General features: G+C 61.0%; 17 protein-coding genes. 7 read left to right on the forward strand and 10 right to left on the reverse strand.

All coding sequences use genetic code 11. The features are described 5' to 3' along the window. Positions 1-8: 8 nt before the first annotated feature. Positions 9-1,295, reverse strand: coding sequence for a fumarylacetoacetase (fahA, locus tag FW764_RS14240; protein ID WP_446434460.1), 1,287 nt, complete (start codon positions 1,293-1,295; stop codon positions 9-11). Positions 1,296-1,298: 3 nt separating this feature from the next. Next, positions 1,299-2,582, reverse strand: coding sequence for a homogentisate 1,2-dioxygenase (hmgA, locus tag FW764_RS14245; RefSeq protein WP_446434461.1), 1,284 nt, complete (start codon positions 2,580-2,582; stop codon positions 1,299-1,301). A 120-nt stretch (positions 2,583-2,702) separates the two neighbouring features. On the opposite strand from hmgA, the gene FW764_RS14250 reads away from it, so the two are divergent. Continuing rightward, positions 2,703-3,482, forward strand: a complete 780-nt coding sequence (locus FW764_RS14250) for an IclR family transcriptional regulator (protein ID WP_446434462.1) — start codon at positions 2,703-2,705, stop codon at positions 3,480-3,482. A gap of 1 nt (position 3,483) precedes the next feature. Here FW764_RS14250 and dacB read toward each other — a convergent pair whose 3' ends face one another. From dacB to FW764_RS14290, 8 genes are all read right to left on the reverse strand, one after another. Next, entirely contained in the window at positions 3,484-4,935 is a 1,452-nt protein-coding gene (gene dacB, locus FW764_RS14255; protein WP_446434463.1) for a D-alanyl-D-alanine carboxypeptidase/D-alanyl-D-alanine endopeptidase, read from the reverse strand. A 112-nt stretch (positions 4,936-5,047) separates the two neighbouring features. After that, positions 5,048-7,468 (reverse strand): TonB-dependent siderophore receptor, encoded by a 2,421-nt coding sequence (locus FW764_RS14260; protein ID WP_446434464.1) that lies wholly within the window; start codon positions 7,466-7,468, stop codon positions 5,048-5,050. Positions 7,469-7,574: 106 nt separating this feature from the next. Then, the gene (locus FW764_RS14265; protein WP_446434465.1) at positions 7,575-8,510 is read right to left on the reverse strand and encodes a glutathione S-transferase family protein; all 936 of its coding nucleotides are present in this window, start codon (positions 8,508-8,510) and stop codon (positions 7,575-7,577) included. Positions 8,511-8,592: 82 nt separating this feature from the next. Further along, positions 8,593-8,862, reverse strand: a complete 270-nt coding sequence (locus tag FW764_RS14270) for a GIY-YIG nuclease family protein (protein ID WP_446434466.1) — start codon at positions 8,860-8,862, stop codon at positions 8,593-8,595. 36 nt (positions 8,863-8,898) lie between these two features. Then, positions 8,899-9,369, reverse strand: coding sequence for a nuclear transport factor 2 family protein (locus FW764_RS14275; protein ID WP_446434467.1), 471 nt, complete (start codon positions 9,367-9,369; stop codon positions 8,899-8,901). 88 nt (positions 9,370-9,457) lie between these two features. After that, positions 9,458-10,102: a DUF1120 domain-containing protein gene (locus FW764_RS14280; RefSeq protein WP_446434468.1), complete on the reverse strand. Its 645-nt coding sequence runs from the start codon at positions 10,100-10,102 to the stop codon at positions 9,458-9,460. A 229-nt stretch (positions 10,103-10,331) separates the two neighbouring features. Continuing rightward, the gene (locus FW764_RS14285; RefSeq protein WP_083360019.1) at positions 10,332-10,967 is read right to left on the reverse strand and encodes a response regulator transcription factor; all 636 of its coding nucleotides are present in this window, start codon (positions 10,965-10,967) and stop codon (positions 10,332-10,334) included. Positions 10,968-11,163: 196 nt separating this feature from the next. Next, positions 11,164-11,967, reverse strand: a complete 804-nt coding sequence (locus FW764_RS14290; RefSeq protein ID WP_446434469.1) for a response regulator — start codon at positions 11,965-11,967, stop codon at positions 11,164-11,166. A 428-nt stretch (positions 11,968-12,395) separates the two neighbouring features. On the opposite strand from FW764_RS14290, the gene FW764_RS14295 reads away from it, so the two are divergent. From FW764_RS14295 to FW764_RS14320, 6 genes are all read left to right on the forward strand, one after another. Then, the gene (locus FW764_RS14295; protein WP_446434470.1) at positions 12,396-13,022 is read left to right on the forward strand and encodes a DUF1120 domain-containing protein; all 627 of its coding nucleotides are present in this window, start codon (positions 12,396-12,398) and stop codon (positions 13,020-13,022) included. 40 nt (positions 13,023-13,062) lie between these two features. Continuing rightward, complete coding sequence (locus tag FW764_RS14300; RefSeq protein WP_446434471.1) at positions 13,063-13,686, forward strand: DUF1120 domain-containing protein; 624 nt, start codon at positions 13,063-13,065, stop codon at positions 13,684-13,686. A 38-nt stretch (positions 13,687-13,724) separates the two neighbouring features. Then, positions 13,725-14,348 (forward strand): DUF1120 domain-containing protein, encoded by a 624-nt coding sequence (locus FW764_RS14305; protein ID WP_446434472.1) that lies wholly within the window; start codon positions 13,725-13,727, stop codon positions 14,346-14,348. An 88-nt stretch (positions 14,349-14,436) separates the two neighbouring features. Then, positions 14,437-15,066 (forward strand): DUF1120 domain-containing protein, encoded by a 630-nt coding sequence (locus FW764_RS14310; protein ID WP_446434473.1) that lies wholly within the window; start codon positions 14,437-14,439, stop codon positions 15,064-15,066. A 2-nt stretch (positions 15,067-15,068) separates the two neighbouring features. Continuing rightward, a complete protein-coding gene (locus FW764_RS14315; protein WP_446434474.1) occupies positions 15,069-15,806 on the forward strand; it encodes a fimbria/pilus chaperone family protein in 738 nt (245 codons plus the stop codon). A gap of 56 nt (positions 15,807-15,862) precedes the next feature. Beyond that, on the forward strand, positions 15,863-18,316 hold the full coding sequence (locus FW764_RS14320) for a fimbria/pilus outer membrane usher protein (RefSeq protein WP_446434475.1): 2,454 nt from the start codon (positions 15,863-15,865) through the stop codon (positions 18,314-18,316). Positions 18,317-18,326 lie beyond the last annotated feature (10 nt).

The raw sequence follows: 18,326 nt of genomic DNA on the forward strand, positions 1-18,326 counted from the left end.
CTGCCCTCTTAGCGCGCCGCGACCACGGTGCCACGGCATTCGCCGAAGCCGATGGAGGCAAACCCTTCGCGGCTGCACCGTGCGCGCAGGATGATTTCGTCGCCGTCCTCGAGGAACTTGCGCACTTCGCCGGAGGCCAGTTCAATCGGCTTTTTGCCGCCTTCGGTGATTTCCAGCAGGCTACCGAACTGTCCCGGCTGCGGCCCGGACAAGGTGCCTGAACCAAACAGGTCACCGGCCTGCAACTGGCAACCGTTGACGCTGTGGTGTGCAACCATTTGCGCCACGGTCCAGTACATGTGTTGAGTGTTGCTCAAGGTCAGGCGATGGGCCGCCAGGTTTTGTTCGCGCATCGCGGCGGTGGTCAGCAGCACTTCCAACTCGATATCAAACCCACCCGCCGCCTGATCACGCGTGTCCAGCAGGTACGGCAGCGGCTGCGGGTCACCTTCTGGGCGCGCCGGTTGGGCTTTGCGGAACGGCGCCAACGCTTCGGCCGTCACGACCCACGGCGAGATGCTGGTGATAAAGCTTTTCGACAGGAACGGGCCCAGCGGCTGGTATTCCCAAGCCTGGATATCCCGTGCGGACCAGTCATTGAGCAGGCAAAAACCGGCGATGTGTTCGGCGGCGTCGCCAATCGCAATCGAGTCGCCCATGGCATTGCCCTGGCCGATCCAGATGCCCAGCTCCAATTCGTAATCCAAGCGCGCGCAGGGGCCAAAAGTCGGCTCGGACTGGCCGGCTGGCAGGGTCTGGCCTTTAGGACGGCGCACCTCGGTGCCCGATGGGCGAATGGTCGAGGCGCGGCCGTGATAGCCGATTGGCACGTACTTATAGTTCGGCAGCAGCGGGTTGTCAGGGCGGAACAGTTTGCCGACGTTCTGCGCGTGTTCAATGCCTACGTAGAAGTCGGTGTAGTCGCTGATTTTTGCCGGCAAGTGCATCTGGCAATCAGCCGCACGGTGCAACACCTGCGCCTCACGGGTGTGCAACTTGCTGCCTTCGGCGAGCAGTGCCAGCAGGCGCTCGCGCAAGGCTACGCGCGGGCCACGGCCGAGTTCAAAAAACGCGTTCAGTTGGCCACCGGCAGTGGCTTCAACGGCACGCCGTGCTTCCCCTTCGAACTCATCCAGCGCAGCGTGCAGGTCGAGAATCGAATCGCCAATCGCCACGCCACTGCGCGGGGCCGAGCCATTGATGCTGAACACGCCCAGCGGCAGGTTCTGCAAAGGGAAATCACGGTGGCCGTTGGCGGAGGCTACCCAGCTGCGGGTAAAGGTTGGCTGAGTCATCGGTTATCTCCGGTTCGGGTTGAAGGTGGCAGGCAGCGAGGCCCAGCACGCGTCGTAAGAGGGTTGCAGTTGCGGGCATTCCAGGGCGAACTGTGTGGGACGCAGCACTTGGCTGGTCTCGAACATAAAGGCCATGGTGTTATCAATCTTGTGCGGCGCCAGTTCCACGTTGATGGCGTTGGTGCAGGTCTCGCCATCCGGGCCGTGGGCGCTCATGCAGCTGTGCAGCGACGCTCCACCGGGCAGGAAGCCTTCGGCCTTGGCGTCATAGGCGCCCTGGATCAGGCCCATGTATTCGTTCATCAGGTTGCGGTGGAACCATGGCGGACGGAAGGTGTTCTCGGCCACCATCCAGCGCGGCGGGAAGATCACAAAGTCGAGGTTGGCCAAGCCGTGCACGCTGGTGGGCGAGGTCAATACGGTAAAGATCGACGGGTCCGGGTGATCGAAACTGACGGTGCCAATGGTATTGAAGCGGCGCAGGTCATATTTGTACGGCACGTTGTTGCCGTGCCAGGCGACCACATTCAGCGGGGAATGGTCCAGCTCACAGGCCCACAACTCGCCGAGGAACTTCTGTACCAGCGTTGTCGGTTTCTGGTGGTGTTCGTAGTGGGCTACGGGGGTAAGGAAATCACGCGGGTTGGCCAGGCCATTGCTGCCGATCGGGCCCAGGTCCGGGAGGCGCAGCGGCGCGCCGTGGTTCTCTGCGACGTAGCCACGCGCTTGTGCGTCGAGCAGTTCGACACGGAATTTCAGGCCTCGCGGCAACACCACGATTTCCAGCGGCTCGACGTCCAGCACGCCGAGTTCGGTGACGATACGCAGGCGGCCCTGCTCGGGCACGATCAACAGTTCGCCATCAGCGTTGAAGAACACGCGCTCCATCGAACGGTTGGCGCGGTAGTTGTAGATGCTGATGCCGGAGGGTTTTTCCGCGCCCGAGTTGGCGACCATGCCGACCAGCCCGTCGATGAAGTCCGTCGGCTCGCTGGGAATATCCAACGGGTTCCAGCGCAGCCGATTCGGCGTCACCGCACCCAATGGCCCACCGGCCAGTTGCCGTTCAAGCTTCACAAAGGCCGGGTGATTGGCTGATGGCTGAATGCGGTAAAGCCACGTGCGGCGGGCTTCGCTGCGCAGCACGGTGAAGGCCGTGCCGGAGAATAGTTCGGTGTAAAGGCCATAGGGCGCTTTTTGCGGGGAATTCTGGCCGACGGGCAGCGCGCCGGGCAGGGCTTCGCTGGCGAATTCATTGCCAAAGCCCGATTGGTATTCGAGGTTCATGAATCATCCTCTGTACGGAAGTTATTTTTATCGTAATCCAGTTACGCATAACGTAATTTGATCACTGTCGACCGTCAAGCTATAAAGACGCCCATTCATCTCTCGGATTCTCGTCCCTCCATGGAAAAGCCCCGCGACACCGGTAAACAGAAAGTCCGCTCGGCCGAAGTGGGCACCGATATCCTCAAGGCCCTCGCCGAACTGTCACCGGCCACTTCGCTGTCGCGCCTGGCCGAGCATGTGCAGATGCCGGCGAGCAAGGTCCACCGCTATTTGCAGGCGCTGATTGCCTCAGGCTTTGCCGAACAGAACACCGTCACCAACCATTACGGCCTGGGCCGCGAAGCGTTGCGGGTGGGTTTAGCGGCGCTGGGCAGCATGGATGTGCTGAAAGTCGGCGCCCTGCCCCTGGCGGAGCTGCGCGATGAATTGAATGAAACCTGCTTTTTAGCGGTGTGGGGCAACCAGGGCGCGACGGTGGTGCACATCGAGCCGGCGGTGCGCGCGATCACGGTAGTGACGCAGTTGGGTTCAGTGCTGCCACTGCTCAGTTCCTCCACCGGGCTGGTGTTCAGCGCTTACCTGCCGTCGCGGGAAACCGTGGAGTTGCGTGAGCGTGAGATCCAAGCCGGTCTCGCCCACGCCTTGGCCGACAATCAGGCCTACGCCAGCACATGCGAACAGATCCGCAGCCGCGGCCTGCACTTTGTGCATGGTTTGCTGATGCCCGGCGTCGATGCATTGTCGGCCCCGGTGTTCAATGCGGTCGGCCAGGTGGCGGCGGTGATGACCGTGGTCGGCCCTACTTCACTGTTCCACGCCGATGAAGATGGCCCGGCGGCGCAGCGTTTGCTGGCGGCGACCCGGGCCGTGAGTTGGCGGATGGGCTATCAGCCCTAAGTCAATCGTCCCACCGTGACAGGGCCACTGCCACGCGATTTTCCAAGGCCTTGACCTTCGCGCCCGCCACCACATAGTTGTTACTCATCATCGAGAACACCAACTGACGCCCGTGGGCGTCGGTGATGTAGCCACTCAAAGACGACACGCCGCCCATGGAACCCGTCTTGGCATGCAAATTGTTCTCGGCCGGTGTGCCGTGCAGGCGATAGCGCAGGCTGCCACCGGTCATGCGCTCAGTATTGCCAGCAATCGGCAGCGCGTTGTACCAGGCGTTGAACCATGGCTGTTTGCTCGCGGCCAACAGCAGGTCGGTGAGGGTTTGCGCCGACACCAGGTTCTGCCGCGACAGACCGGAACCGTCAACCTGCTTCAGCGTCGCGGTATCCACACCCTGGCGCTTGAGAAACCCCGCGACGGCCACCACGCCCGCCGCCGCTGTACCGCTATTCGCGGTCTGGCGGCCCATGGCCTTGAGCAACGCTTCAGACATGTTGTTGTTCGAGAGTTTGAGCAGTGGCGTGATCAGCTCCTGCAACGGCGCCGATTGATGCTCGGCCAGCACCGTCACGCCGGCCGGGCTGGTAGCCCCCATCACCCGACGGCCCAACACGGTGATGCCCTGCTGCTTGAGGGCTTGCTCAAACAGATTGGCCACCAGTTGTGTCGGTTCCCAAACGCTGATCAGTTGTGGACTCTGCCGGCCCGGTGCCACTGCGCCGCTGAGCTCTAACAGGTTGGTGCCGTGGCGGCGGTTGATGCCATAGGTGTTACCTGACCCACTGACAGCGCGGTTGCTCAGTTGCAGGTAGTCGGTCGGCGGGAAGACCTCGACGCTCACAGGCAGGCCGACACGCACCGGCGCCTTGGCCGTGACCAGCACACTGCCTGCATCAAAATCCGAATTGGGTGACACGGTCAGCGCTGAAATCTGCGCGCCGTAGTAAGTAGTTTCATCATCATGGGACCAATCGACGCCCAGCCGCTCGGCGTCAAACCAGGTGTCGTCGAACACCAGGTCGCCTTGCACCTGGCGAACACCTTGGCTGGCAAGTTGTGCCGCCAGGGCCTGGTAGTCGGCGAACTGAATGGTCGGGTCGCCCAGGCCACGCAGGTACAGGTTACCGGTCAGGCGAGTGCCCTGGCGTATGCCGTTGCTCAGCAGTTGCGTGGAAAACCGGTATTGCGGCCCCAGCACGTCCATCGCTGCAGCGGTGGTCAGTAGTTTGAGGTTGGAGGCAGGCACCAACCGTGTGCGTGGGTTGTGCTGGTAGAGCGTGTTGCCGCTGCGCGCGTCACGCACCATCAGCGACACCGTGGCGCCCTGCAGCGCTGGATCGGCCAGCAATTGATCAAGTGAGTTGGAGGTCTGCGAAACACTCGCGCAGCCGCCCAGTAAAAAGCTCAAGCCGACCAGCATTGCGCTGGTATGTATCCATCTGCCCAACTGCATCAGTATCGTTTTCCCGCAAAGTCTTCAGTGGCAGCAACGCTACCAGCTCAATGTCTTCGTGGCGAGCGGGCTGGCCGCAGTAAGCCCGCTATCCACGACAGCCCGCCTGACATTAAAACTGGAGCGTACTCGACACCGACACCTGCCGCGCATCCCCCAGCGACACAAACACCCGGCTCGCGGCGGAGGCGTAGTAAGTGCGATCAAACACGTTCTTCACATTGAGCTGGAACTTGACCTTCTGCCCTTCGATCTTGGTGTCATAGGTGGCGAACGCGTCTGCAACGGTGTAGCCGGGCAGGTTGAAGTCGTCGGCGGCATCGCCAGCGCGCTCACCGACATAACGAGCACCCGCGCCGACCCGCAACTGATCCCCCCCGAACACATTGCCGAAGTCGTAGACCGCCGAGAGAGAGCCGGTGTGCTTGGCCACGTTTTGCAGGCGGTTACCCTCAAGTGTCGGGTCTTTGTCCTTGATGTCTTCGGCATCTGTGAAGGCGTAGCTGCCGATCACGCTCCATCGGTCGGTCAACTGACCGGTAGCGTCCAACTCCAGGCCACGCGAACGTACTTGCCCGGCAATGCTGTAGACGGTGTTCGCACCTGAACCCACCGACACCAGCACGTTGCGTTTGTCGATATTGAACAACGCCGCGCTGGCGGTAATCCGTCCAGGAATGTCGAGCTTGGCCCCCAATTCCCAGGACTTGGATTCCTCCGGCGTGAGGTCGCCGGTCAAGGTGCTGCCATCGGCCAAGGCGGCGACGGTGGAGTTGGGCTTGAACGACTCGGTGTAGCTGCCGTAGAACGACAACTCATCCGTGTAGCGGTACACCAGGCCAGCACGCGGCACCCAGGCTTGGCCATTGCCGTTGGTGTTGGCCTTGAATGGCACGCCCTTACCGGCGTATTGGTCGTACATCTGATAGCGCACGCCGCCGACCAGGATCCACTGGTCGGTCAGGTGGATGGCGTCCTGCAGGAACAATGAGTCGCTGCGCAGCAGGTCAGTCTGGGCACTGTCCTTGGCGCTGACGGTGGTGCCTTGTACATCCTTGCCGTAGACCGGATTGATGTAGCTGAAGGGGCTGCGTTGCGCCTGACGAATCAGGTCGGCGCGGTAGATTTTGCGGTATTCATCGTCCAGGCCGAACACTAGATCATGCTGCATGCCTGCGAGGTACACCTTGCCCTCCAGGCTCATCGTGGCGAAGCGATCAGTGGTCAACGCGCCCCGGGTGCCGTCCATACTGCGGGTCAGGGTGCCGTTGGGGTTCACCGACACAATACGCACTTGGCTCGCATCGTAGGTTTCGCGGTTCCAGCTGTAGCCGAAATGCGCTTTCCAGTCGTCGCTCAAATCGTGGTCGACTTCCAGCCGGTACAGGTCGGAGCGGCCTTCCATGTTGTTGAACGGCTCATCCAGGCGACGCGTCGCGGGGATGTTCAGCGGGTGGTTGGTCTTGGGATCGATAGCCGTACCACGGTCGAACGGCGAGAGGAATTCACGGTGTTCATAGGCGAAGACCACTTGGGTGGTGTCGCCGTACCACGCCAGGGACGGGGCCACCAGCGTCTCGCGGTGGGTGCCGAAATTGCGCCAATAATCTTCGTCTTCATGGTCGACAATCAGGCGATAGGCCAGCCCGCCATCACCAATCGGGCCCGTGGTGTCGAGGTTACCGCCGCTGCCGTTCTTGCCGTCACCGAAGGTCGAGCCGCGCACAGTCAGGGAAGTGGATTGCACCAGCTCGGGCTTTTTGCTGACGATATTGACCACGCCGCCCGGGTCCTGAATACCGTATAGCAGTGAGGACGGGCCTTTGAGCACTTCAACGCGCTCGGCGGTGGCGTTCAACGCACGACCCTGCACCACCGGCATGCCATCCTGCATGATCGAGCCGTTACGGTTACCGCCAAAGCCGCGCAACATCACCGCGTCCTGGGTACTGGCCAAGGTGTTGGACTGGGTGATACCGCTAATATTGGCGAGGGCGTCGTCCAGATTGCGCGGGGTCTGGTCGCGCAGCACTTGGGCGGGCACCACGTTGACGGTTTGCGGGGTTTCCAGCAGCAGGCCATGGGAGCGCATCACCGAGCTGGTGGGCGGTGGCTGGTAGCTGGTGCTGTCCTGGGTCTGGCCGGCCCCGCTGATGGTGGTGGCGCCGAGGTTGACCGCGCCGTCGGTGGGCACGGGCTCGAGGGCCAGGGTGCGCGCGTCGATCTGGCGAAAGGTAAAACCTGAGTCGCCGAGCAGGCGTTGCAGGGCTTGGGTCGCGCTCATCTGCCCACTGACCGCCGGGGCGCTGAGGCCGTAGGGCGCTTCATCGGTGTAGATCACGCTGATGCCGGTGACCCGGCTAAAATCGCTCAGGGCCTGGGGCAGCGGTTTGGCTGCCAGAGCAAAGTTAAACTGGGCACTTTGCTGCGCCTGCGCCTGCGCCACAGCCATCGGCAGCAACGCCAGCCCCGACACCGCCAATACCGAGGCTCCCAGCCACTGTTTTACCCAACCGCCCGCCGTCGATTTCATGCTGTGAGCACCCGTGTAGAAAACGCTGTTAATGCGAATAGATCGCAGTTTCAAGCACTACACGGATGGGCGGTGGATTTACCTCACCTTTGTTGGCAACTATTTTTTATTGCGCCTGAATGCGGAAACCCAAGCGCGGGAAGTGCACATGCACGGTGCCGCCCCGCTCGTCGGTACGCCGAAGGATCAGCTCTTCGCGCCCGGCAAACAGCAGCTCGCCAGCCACCAAGTCGGTGCCGTAGTCAGTGGCGCAAATGCTGACTTGCTGGCCCGGTCTGAAACCGTTCAAATCCTCGAACTGTTCATCCGGCAAGGCCGCAGGCGTCGCATTACGCGCGACTTCCAAGGCTTGCGTGGCGCTCATTTCACTGGCGGTGCCATGGCCGAAGCTCAGCACGCGGTCCAGCCAGGTGGCGACGGTGGGATAGGCATCCACCAACGGCGCCGTCACCTGCGAACCTTTGAGGAACCATAACGAGTGAGCCAGGGCAAAGTCGGCAATCGACGGTTCACCGAACAGGAAGTCGCCTGCCTGGTGCTGCAATTGCTGATCGATGCGGCTGATGATCGTCGGCCATTGATGCTTGGCGAGGTCCAATTGCACGCGGGTGGCAGTGCCACCGCTGAACAGTTTGGCCCGGTCAGCCACCAGTACTTCAAGCATCTGCGGCGGCACCTTGGCGAACTTGACCGCCAGGGATTCGGGCTGGAACACCAGCGCCACAGCGTGAGAGAACACCTGCGAATCGGCCCAGGCGGCGAAGCTTTGGGTAACCAGTTCAAGGCCTTGGGGAAACAGCGCGGGGGCGGACTTTTCCTGCTCCAGACGGTGAGCGATCAAGGCGGTGTCGCAGTAGATATCGGCACCGACCTGCAACACCGGCGTCTTGCGGTAGCCGCCAGTGAGGGCGGTCAAGTCAGGTTTGGGCATCACCGGCGAGATCAACACCGAGCGCCAGGACAAACCTTTGAAGCCCAGCAGCAGTCGGGCTTTTTCAGCAAAGGGGGACTGCGGGTAGTGGTGCAGGATCAACTCAGACATGCCAGGCTCCGCTTCAATAAATGAGCCGCTAGCTTAGCCTGCAAAACCGCGCGTGGGAGCAATGGGAACCCATCAGTCAAATCTATGAACCACTCGCTGCCAGACACTCCTTGGCGCTCTTCTTCAGCTTCTTGATCAGCCGTTCCTGGCGCAGCGCCTCGCCCTTGCTCGCGCATTGCTCGGTATACACCAACGCCACGGCAGGGCTGGACAGGAAGAAACGCGCGCCCTTGCCACTCTGGTGCGAGGCAAAGCGGCGCACCGGGTCATTGCTGATGCCGCAATACAGCGAGCCATTGGCGGCGCGCACCAGGTAGACAAACCAGGGTTTGGGTTCAGAAAGATCAGTCACAGGTCGATTCGGCAAACCAAAGGAGTGCCAATCTTATCAACGACCGGCCTGGAATGCCTTCAGGCCTTTGAGTGCCTGGGCGCGCACGGCGTTTTTCAACGCGGGTGACCAACCCAGCAACAGCCCTTTGAGGCCCAAGGCCTGGCGCGACCAACGCCACAGATCGAAATGGTCGTGGTGCTCGCAGATCTTGCCATCGCGAAACACAAACCGTGCGCCGATATCGTTGACCACCGTATTGCCGGTGGCGCTGAACAGGTAAGTCGCTACCCAATGCGCGCTGCCGGTGGTTTCGTCACTGCGTATATGGTCGAAGGTCAGCGAAAAGTCCTTGGCGCGGGTGGTCAGCATGCGCCACATATCGCCAGCATCACGGCCACGCAGCTCGCCGAACGCCGGATCGCTGAACAGTACGTCGTCGGTGTAGCAGGCGGCCATGGCCTCGGCGTCCAGGCGTTGGAAGGCACTGTAGAACTCGGTGATCAGAGCGTTGTGGGCATCACTCATGGGCAGGTTTCGCACGATAGTCAGGGGTGTTGAACGATAGTCCGCGCGGCGAGGGAAAGCCATGCCCCCTGAGTGATACCCGGCGGGGCTACATATACTTGACCTCCATGGTGGCGCTGCCGTCTAAATAGATTTCTTCGTCCATCGGCAGATAATTCTTGTGCGCGAGGGTTGTGGTTACTATTACATCCAGTTTGAAGGTCGTCATGGCCAAGGGCGTGAGTGCTGCGCTACTCGGGTCTTTGGCGGTGCGCCTGAAGCCTGGCTGCCAGACCGCATTGTTGGCATACACCCACTCATTACCATCCCAGGATTCGATCAATTCTGCGGGTTGATCGTCAGCGGTAGCATTGGCCATTTGCAGTCGGTACCTACCGATCTTTTGACCGCCGCTGGCCAGGCTCAAACCAAAATGTGACTTATCCCCCGACTGATACGGAGACGTCGCGGTACCGGCGCGGTTATCCGTAATGTTAACGGCCATCAACATCGGCCCACTGCAGTCAACTTTCAAATTCAGCGTAGCGTCTGGCAGTTCTTTCTCGCCCGACGCAGGGAAGTCCTGAAACGAGACTTTCCCATGATCCACCACCCCATTATTGGACAAGGTTGGCGTACACGCCGACGGCGTGATCACACCCACGACACTGAGGTCCGCGCTGGACGCAGCGATTGCATTGGAACCACCGACGAGCAAGCAGCCGGCGGTTATAAGCACACGAAACGATTGCATATTAATGCTCACTTTTCGGTCGATAATTAACAGCATAAACACGCGCACAGGGACGCACTGCCGAGCTGTAAGTTCGACTCAACTAAATAGACTAGGAATGTTATGCCGCCCCGTGAATAGCCGTGGCGACCCTGACAACTTAGTGGCTAATTCGTTAAGACTTAATACACATATTACGAATTCCACCGACGCTCCATTTAATTGAGCGCCGTCCTACAACTGCAACGCTCTACGGCACCATTCCAGCGGCACGCGCATAGGCAAACAAGTCCACATCCGTCGAAATACACAGCCGTTGCATAGCCGTGCTTTTTTGTTTGCTGATGGTGGAAATGCTGCGGTTGACCCGTGCCGCAATCTGGCTGACGGTCAAGCCACTGGCAAGCATGCGCACCACCTCTCGCTCCTTGCCGGATAACTGCGGCTGTTGCGACTGATCGCCGCCGCCAGCTTCCACCAGTTGCTCGCGCAGAGACTCACTGGCGAAGCTCTGGCCAGCACACACGGCCTTGATCGCCTGGGGCAACTCCTTGGCCGAGGCATTTTTGGCCACGATGGCTCGAGCGCCATGGGCAAAAGAAGCACGCAAGGTGGCGATATTGGCAAACATCGTCACCAGAATCACCGGCAACCCCGGGTACTGGCGACTCAACAGGCTCAGCAAACCGTAGCCGTCGGCCTGTTGGCCGCCAGGCATGGCGAAGTCAGTGATGAGTAAGTCGCAGGGGACCTTAGCCAACAAGCTAAGCAGTTCATCGGGACCACTGGCCTCACCGACCACCTTGCATCTACCGCCCGCCTCGATCACCACTCTCTGCCCGATACGCACGATGGGATGATCGTCAGCAATAATTACTCGAAGCATAGCTACCCACGGATGATGGCAAATTGAATCCGCGCAAAATACCCCCGCCGTCGCTCCTCAACAACCGCCAAACAGAAGCACTTTTTAGCCGCGCCCAATGCCAGATAGCGGACGCCATAAAACCTACAAAATAAAAGGAAAGTACTCACATCTAAAAACTACAATGCAAAAGAATAAATTCCTACAAATCGAAGCGTCATATCGTACTCACGTACGCGAAGTAAAGTTTGAGGTCATGCTCAAACGCCTTCAAGCTGCACAGGCTCGATCCGATACCATCGGCGCGGACCCGTTCAATCAACAAACCACCCTGCATTTCCAGATCATCACACCCTAAAAACGCCAGGCTTCCCAACAAACGATGCAACCGCTCCAGCACGACCTGTGCGTTCGCTGTAAGGCGCGCATATGCCAGCGCCGCACAGTCCTTGCGGGCTTCGCGCAACAGGCTGTCAAGCATCTGGTTCACCACGAGTTCGCTGCCGAACGTCTGGATCAGGTCCGCTCGGGTCGGCCAGGCCCTTAAGCCCCCAGGGGCAGATGGCGAGACGCCGCATGGCGGGCCCGGCAGCCAACGCCCCAGCACATCGTACAGCTGCGCAAACGTCAGTGGCTTGACCAGCCACGCATCCATTCCGGCATCACGGCAGCGCTGGGGATCATCAGCCCGCAGGTTGGCGGTCAGCGCGATGATCGGCACCCGTCGATAGCCATTTTGCTGCTCGTGAAGGCGTATTGCACGGGCCAGGGCATAGCCATCCATCAGCGGCATTTGACAATCGCTGATCACCAGATCGAAGCGCCTGCGGGTGATCGCCGCCAAGCCTTCACAACCATCACCGACCACTTCATGGCCGAGCCCGAGTTTTTCCAGAAGCCAGCCCAACAGCGCTCGATAGGCCGAATGATCTTCAGCCACCAGTACCGCCATTTGGCGCCAGTGATCCGGGGGAGAAAAATGGAAAGGAACCTGCTGTGAAGAGGTATCGCTCGAAAGCACTCTCGCTCACCTCGTTGAAGTTGTCGGTAATGCAGCGCTGGTAGTCCCGAAAAAGGGCTGAGGAGCGCTGACGCGACAGTCAAAGGCGAGGCACTTTGCAGCGTCTTATGACATTCACATGACTGTCATCGCGGCAAAAAAATAGCGCTTGAAGACCGTGATGGCGATACAACAACTACGAAACTGATGATTTACCTACATTAGCAGTCAATTATTCCGACACAAGTAAGTCCCTTTTCCCTCACTCGCAGCATTGTCGTAATTGTTGCATGTCGCCAGCGCAGACCTGTCGCTAGATTACTGCCCACTCTTGCCAGGGGCGGTCTATGGCCTCCCTGAGCATTCCCCCGAAAACATGAGTCGACGTCTGACTGTGCGCGCCGATACGTCATTACGCGACAAGCCGACCCGTACTGGAACCTACTGAAATGAACACCGTATTCGCCTTGTTAAGCACCGCGCTGTTGCTCACCAGCACCTCAACGGTTTTTGCCGCCAGTAGCACAGACTTGACCGTCAAGGGCCTGATAACACCCAGCGCCTGCACGCCCGGTCTTTCGAGCAACGTAATCGACTACGGAAAAGTCTCGGCCAAGGATCTGAAACCGGACGCCTACACGCGGCTCGGCGATAGCCTCCTGCAAATGACGCTCACCTGTGATGCCCCGACCCTGATGGCCCTGCAAGGCGTCGATAACCGAGGCGATGCCTATGACTCATATAACGCCTACGGCCTGGGCCTGGTCAGCGGTAAAAAACTGGGTGGCTATACCCTGGCGTTCAGCAATGCAATGAACAACGGCGCGGCGATTTCCGTGCTTGAGTCGGGCGATAACGGACGCACCTGGAAGGAAAACTACCTGGGTGACACCTTGCCACTCTCCTTCCTCGCTTCGTTTGGCGATCAATCAACAGGCAACTGGGCCCCCACGCCAGTCCAGAACGTCACGTCAGACCTCAACGTGCAAGCCATCATCTCCCCCACCGCGGGGATGGACCTGAGCAACGAGGTACCGATCCTCGGCTCCGCCACCCTGCAAGTGCGCTACCTGTAACCCACCGGCTTTACTGCATCGCTCACAAGGACCTGTGCCCATGGAGAAATTCCCCCCCGCCGCTCTTGCCCTTCTGCTGGCAGCCTGCGCACCCGGCGCACTCGCGGCCAGTCATGCCGACTTGAGTGTCACCGGGATCATTACCCCCAATGCCTGTACTCCATACCTGACCAATGACGGCGTGATCGACCACGGAAAGATGGCCGTCAAGGACCTGCAACAGACGAAGCCCACGTTGCTGGACCCCGCTGAAATGCAACTTGAAGTGCATTGCGACGGCGAGACACTTTTCACCCTGACGACCTCGGACAATCGCGCTGGCACCTCGGCCATCAACCCGGCGCATCACGGCCTGGGGACCACTCCTGAAGACGAGAAGCTGGGGAGTGTCGCCTTCACGTTATTCGATCCGATTGCGGATGAAACCGCAGTCAACGTGATCGTCTCGCGCAACGGCGGCGCCAGCTGGAGCTTATCGCCCTACTTGGGGCATGAGGCACTGACGTCGTTCGCAGCGACGGGAGGCCCGAACACCCCCGTCGCCATCAAAGACCTGCGGGCGAGGCTGCGCGCATTCACCATCATCGTGCCGTCCCGCGACCTGACCCTGCTTGATGAAGTGCCTATCGACGGCCAGGCCACGCTGCAACTCAAGTACTGGTAATTGCGCTTTTTCTTCCGTTCCTCATTAGGAGCAACACCATGAGTAAGTCCCTCAACACCCTGATCGGCAGCCTGATGTTGGCAGCCGCCAGCACTGCCTTTGCCGCCTCCAGCACCGACCTGACGGTCAAGGGCCTGATTGTCCCGAGCGCCTGCGTCCCGGGGCTTACCAACGGCGGGGTCGTGGATTACGGCAAGGTTTCGGCCAAGGATTTGAATGCCGACAAGTCGACCTCTCTGCCTATCCAAATCCTGCAGTTTACCCTCGATTGTGACGCCGAGACCCTGGTGGCCATGGAGGCCAAGGACAACCGCGAAGGGTCTGACTCCAACAACGATTTCATGGAATTTGGCCTGGGCATGATCAATGGCACGGAAAAACTCGGCGGCATGGAACTCAAACTGTTTAACCCGCTTTCCAATGGTGCATCGATCAGCACCATCGGTTCCTACGACAATGGCGCCAACTGGAGCTCCGAGCGCCAACTGATGCGCGACAACATCCTCGCGCCAGCCGCAACCGGTGTGAATGCGCCCATTCCAGTCCAGCAATGGACTGCCGACCTTCACGTCATGCCCTTTATCGCCAAAACCAGCGGGCTGACCCTCACCAACGAGGTCGCCATCGACGGCTCGGTGACCCTTATCGTGCGCTACCTGTAATTCCATGCGCATCGAACAAGGGCAGGTCTTCACGCCTGCCCTTGCCCTGTACACAAACGATGAACAAGGCAACCGGTGAACTTTCCTCATGAAGCCCATCTCTTCACGCCTTCTTGCCCTGCTTTACGTGCTCGGCACCAGCTCGTTGGTAGTGGCGGCGTCCAGCACCGAGTTGAACGTTACCGGCTTGATAACGCCCAGCGCCTGCACCACGACGTTGTCGCCCGACAGCATCGTCGACCACGGCAAAGTGCCGGCGCACACACTCAACCAGTACGAGTTCAAAGACCTGCCCACTCAAGAACTGGGCCTGGAGGTGAGCTGCAACCAACCGGTGCTGTTCGTACTGGTAGGCGTGGACAATCGCGCCGACTCCTCCCTGGGGCCGGGTTTTTATTACGGCCTGGGCAACAATACTCATGCGCCCACCGAGCGGCTGGGCATGATTTCCCTGACCATTCGCCAGGTCACGGCCGACAACCAGCCCGTACTGGTGCTGGCCTCCAGCAACCAAGGTGAGACGTGGTTCCCCGAATCCAAGGCCTACCCGAACAACTACATGGGCTTCGCCAGCCCGGGCACGCTGGTGCCGGAACCCCATCGCCTGGTGAACGCCACCCTGCAAATCAACACATCCATCAACGCCGCCACCTATTTGACCCTCAAGCAGGAAGTGCCGCTGGACGGTTCAATCATGCTTGACCTGAGGTATTTGTAGCCATGACTGCCCTACCCGTTTTGACCCGGATATTCATCTGCGTTCGCCTCACAGGTCTTTACCTCGGCGCGCTGGCGCTGGCGATCGGCAGCCCTGCCGTGGTGTTGGCCGATGGTATGGTGCCCGACACCTCGGTGGTGATCGTCAACGAGGCCGACGGCGAAGCCTCAGTCACCGTAACCAACACCGACGGTAAGCTGGCCCTGCTGCACGTCACCCTTGAAGACATTCCCGAAGACACGGCGACGCTGCTGTTTGTGACTCCGCCCTTGGCTAGAGTCGAGCCGGACAAGAGCCAACTGATCCGCTTCATCCTGCAATCGCCCGAGCCACTGACCACCCAACGTTTGAAACGGGTGACCTTTGAAGGCCTGCCCCAGGGCCGTTCGGCGGCCCTGGCTGGGCATGCACAGGTGGGCGTGACGGTGCGCCAGAACCTGCCGGTGATCCTGCACCCCAAGGGCTTGGCCCCCAACCGCACGCCCTGGACTGGGCTGGAGTGGCGCTTGAGCCAAGCGCAATTGAGCGTGCACAACCCGACACCTTACGTGGTGCGCCTGGCCCAAGAACTACGGCTGCTGCCCGGCAGCGGTTCGGCCTTGTTGCCGCGCACCTATGTGCTGCCAGGTGAAACCCTGAGCGTGACCGCCACAGGCACCGGCGCCAACCGCGTGCAACTGCAACCGGCCACAGTGTATGGCTTTGCCGTGGCGCCTTACGAAGCACCCATCACCTTATAAAAAAGAGTGGCCCGCCAAAGCCACCCAATATTTGAGTACGACCTTGTGAGCACAGCATGACTGACAGCGACGGCAGAGCCGTGCCTGGCGTTTCACCGCGCCACGCACGCAGAATACTGACGAGTCTGGCACTGACCCTGGGCGGCGCACTGCCGTTCGGCGCGCCATTGGCGAGCAACCTGCTCGCCGGCTCTTTCGACCCCCAGACCCTGTCCCGGCGCGGAATCGACCCGGAACTGGCCAACCAACTGCTGCAAGCCCCGCGTTTTGCACCGGGCCGGCATGCGCTCAACCTGAGTATCAATGGCCAGCGCCGTGGCCGCGTCGACGTGGCGTTCGACCGCCAGGGCGGCCTGTGTTTCAGCCGTGCCCTGCTGGATGCGGGCAACTTGATTGTGCCCGATGACGACGGGACGACCACCTGCCATCGCTTTATCGAACGCTACCCGCAAACCGTGATAGAGCAGGACCCGGCCGGTCTGGGCCTGGCGCTGGTGGTGCCGACCGACGCGCTGCGCCCGGCCAAGCAGGATATTTCCGGCTACCAGACCGGCGGCAAAGCCTTGCTGCTCAACTACGACCTGACCGGCCTCTACAACGAGTTTGGCGATAACAGCAGCCGCTTCGGCTCGGCCAACACCGAGGTCGGCTTCAACGCCGGCGACTGGATCGTGCGCAGCCGGCAGGTCAAGACCTGGCAGGACAGTAGTTCGCGCACCACCCACCTGGACGCCTACGCCCAGCGCACTTTTGCCGAGCAGCAGGCGGTGTTGCAGGCCGGGCAAATCAGCCTCTACAACCCGGTGCTGGCCGGCACGCAGATTACCGGCGCCCAGGTGCTGACCGAAACCGCGTTGCAGGACCAGAACCAGGGCGCGACCATCACCGGCATCGCTAACAGCCCGGCCCAGGTGGAAATCCGCCAGAACGGCGCGTTGATCCACTCCACCGTAGTGCCCGCGGGGCCGTTTGCCCTGGCCGACGTGCGCCGCTTGAACAGCCGTTCCGACGTGGAAGTCACGGTCAAGGAAACCACCGGCGAAGAACGCCGCTTTACCGTGCCCGCCGCCATGCTCGGTCTGGGCCTGCCCGCGCCGGGCTATTCGGTGGCGGCTGGGCGCATGCGGCAGATCGGCAACAGCGACGCCCAAGAGCCTTGGGTGATCAGTGCGGGCTGGAGCGGCCCAGTGCACCCTCAACTCAGCGTCAGCGCTGGCGGGCTGGTGGCGGATGCCTATCGCTCGGCGGGTGCAAGCCTGGGCTGGTTACCCTGGCAGGACAGCCAACTGCAGTTCACCGCACAGGCAGCCCAAGCCAGCCTCCAGCGCGAGGGAACAGAGCGCGGCGTGCAAACCGACCTGTCCTGGTCCCAGCGCCTGAGTGACAGCTGGGCCGTAAGCACCGCAGGCTCGTGGCGCTCCCAGGGTTACCGCGACCTCGAGGATTCAACCTACGTCGGCAATAGCCAAGAGCAACAGCGCACGCGTTACCGCGACCAGCAAAGTTTTACCGCGTCCTGGGCGCACCCGACGTTGGGGGCGTTCAGCGCCGGGGTCGCGCGCACCGCCTCGTATGACGGTGAAAGCAGCAGCCGTGCGCTGGCATCGTGGGGCACCAGTTTTGGCCAGGTGTCGGTGTCGGCCAGCGCCGAATGGCAAGTGGGCGGCCGCCAGCAGAACGACGACAGTATTTACCTGAACATCAGTGTGCCGTTGGGTGAGAGCCGGCGTGGGCGCGCCTGGGTACGCAATACCGGGGGCGAGCACCGCCTCGGTGCGGGCGTGAGCGAACAACTCAACGATCAATTGAGCTACCGGGTAGGCGTGGAACGCGACAGCCGTGACCGTGAAGTGGAGTCGTCGGTCGGCGTATCGGCGTTGCCGTGGTACAGCCAGCTGGACTTCAACTACACCCGCAGTAACGACGAGCGTGCCAGCTATCAAGGCGGCGCCCGCGGTGGCGCGGTGTTACATGAGGACGGCGTGACCTTCTCGCCATACCCGGTGCGCGACACGTTTGCCGTAATGTCGGTGGGCGACATGGCAGGGATCAAAGTCAGCACCCCAAGCGGCCCGGTATGGACCGACTGGCAAGGCCAGGCGGTGGTGCCGCAACTCAACGCCTATGGCCGAAGCCCGGTGGAAGTGCAGGCGCGCTCACTGCCGCGCAATGCTGATATCCACAACGGCCTGGCCGTGATCGCTGCCGGACGCGGTGCAGTCGACAAGGTGCACTTCGGCGTCGCCCTCACCCGTCGCGCCCTGTTGAACGTGACCACCGACAGCGGCCAGCCGTTGCCACGCGGCGCCACCGTGAGCAGCGCCGACGGCGAGTTCATCACCCTGGTGCAGGAAGGCAGCCAAGTGTTCCTGCCTGACGTACTTGACCCACGCGCGCTGTGGGTCAAGGCACCGGGGCAGCCACGTTGCCGACTGGACTTTGAACTGCCCAAACACGCCGATCCCGACGTGTATTTCGAAACCGCACCGGCCCGGTGCCGCCAACCATGAGGATGTCCAC

Source organism: Pseudomonas sp. 1152_12 (assembly GCF_052850675.1).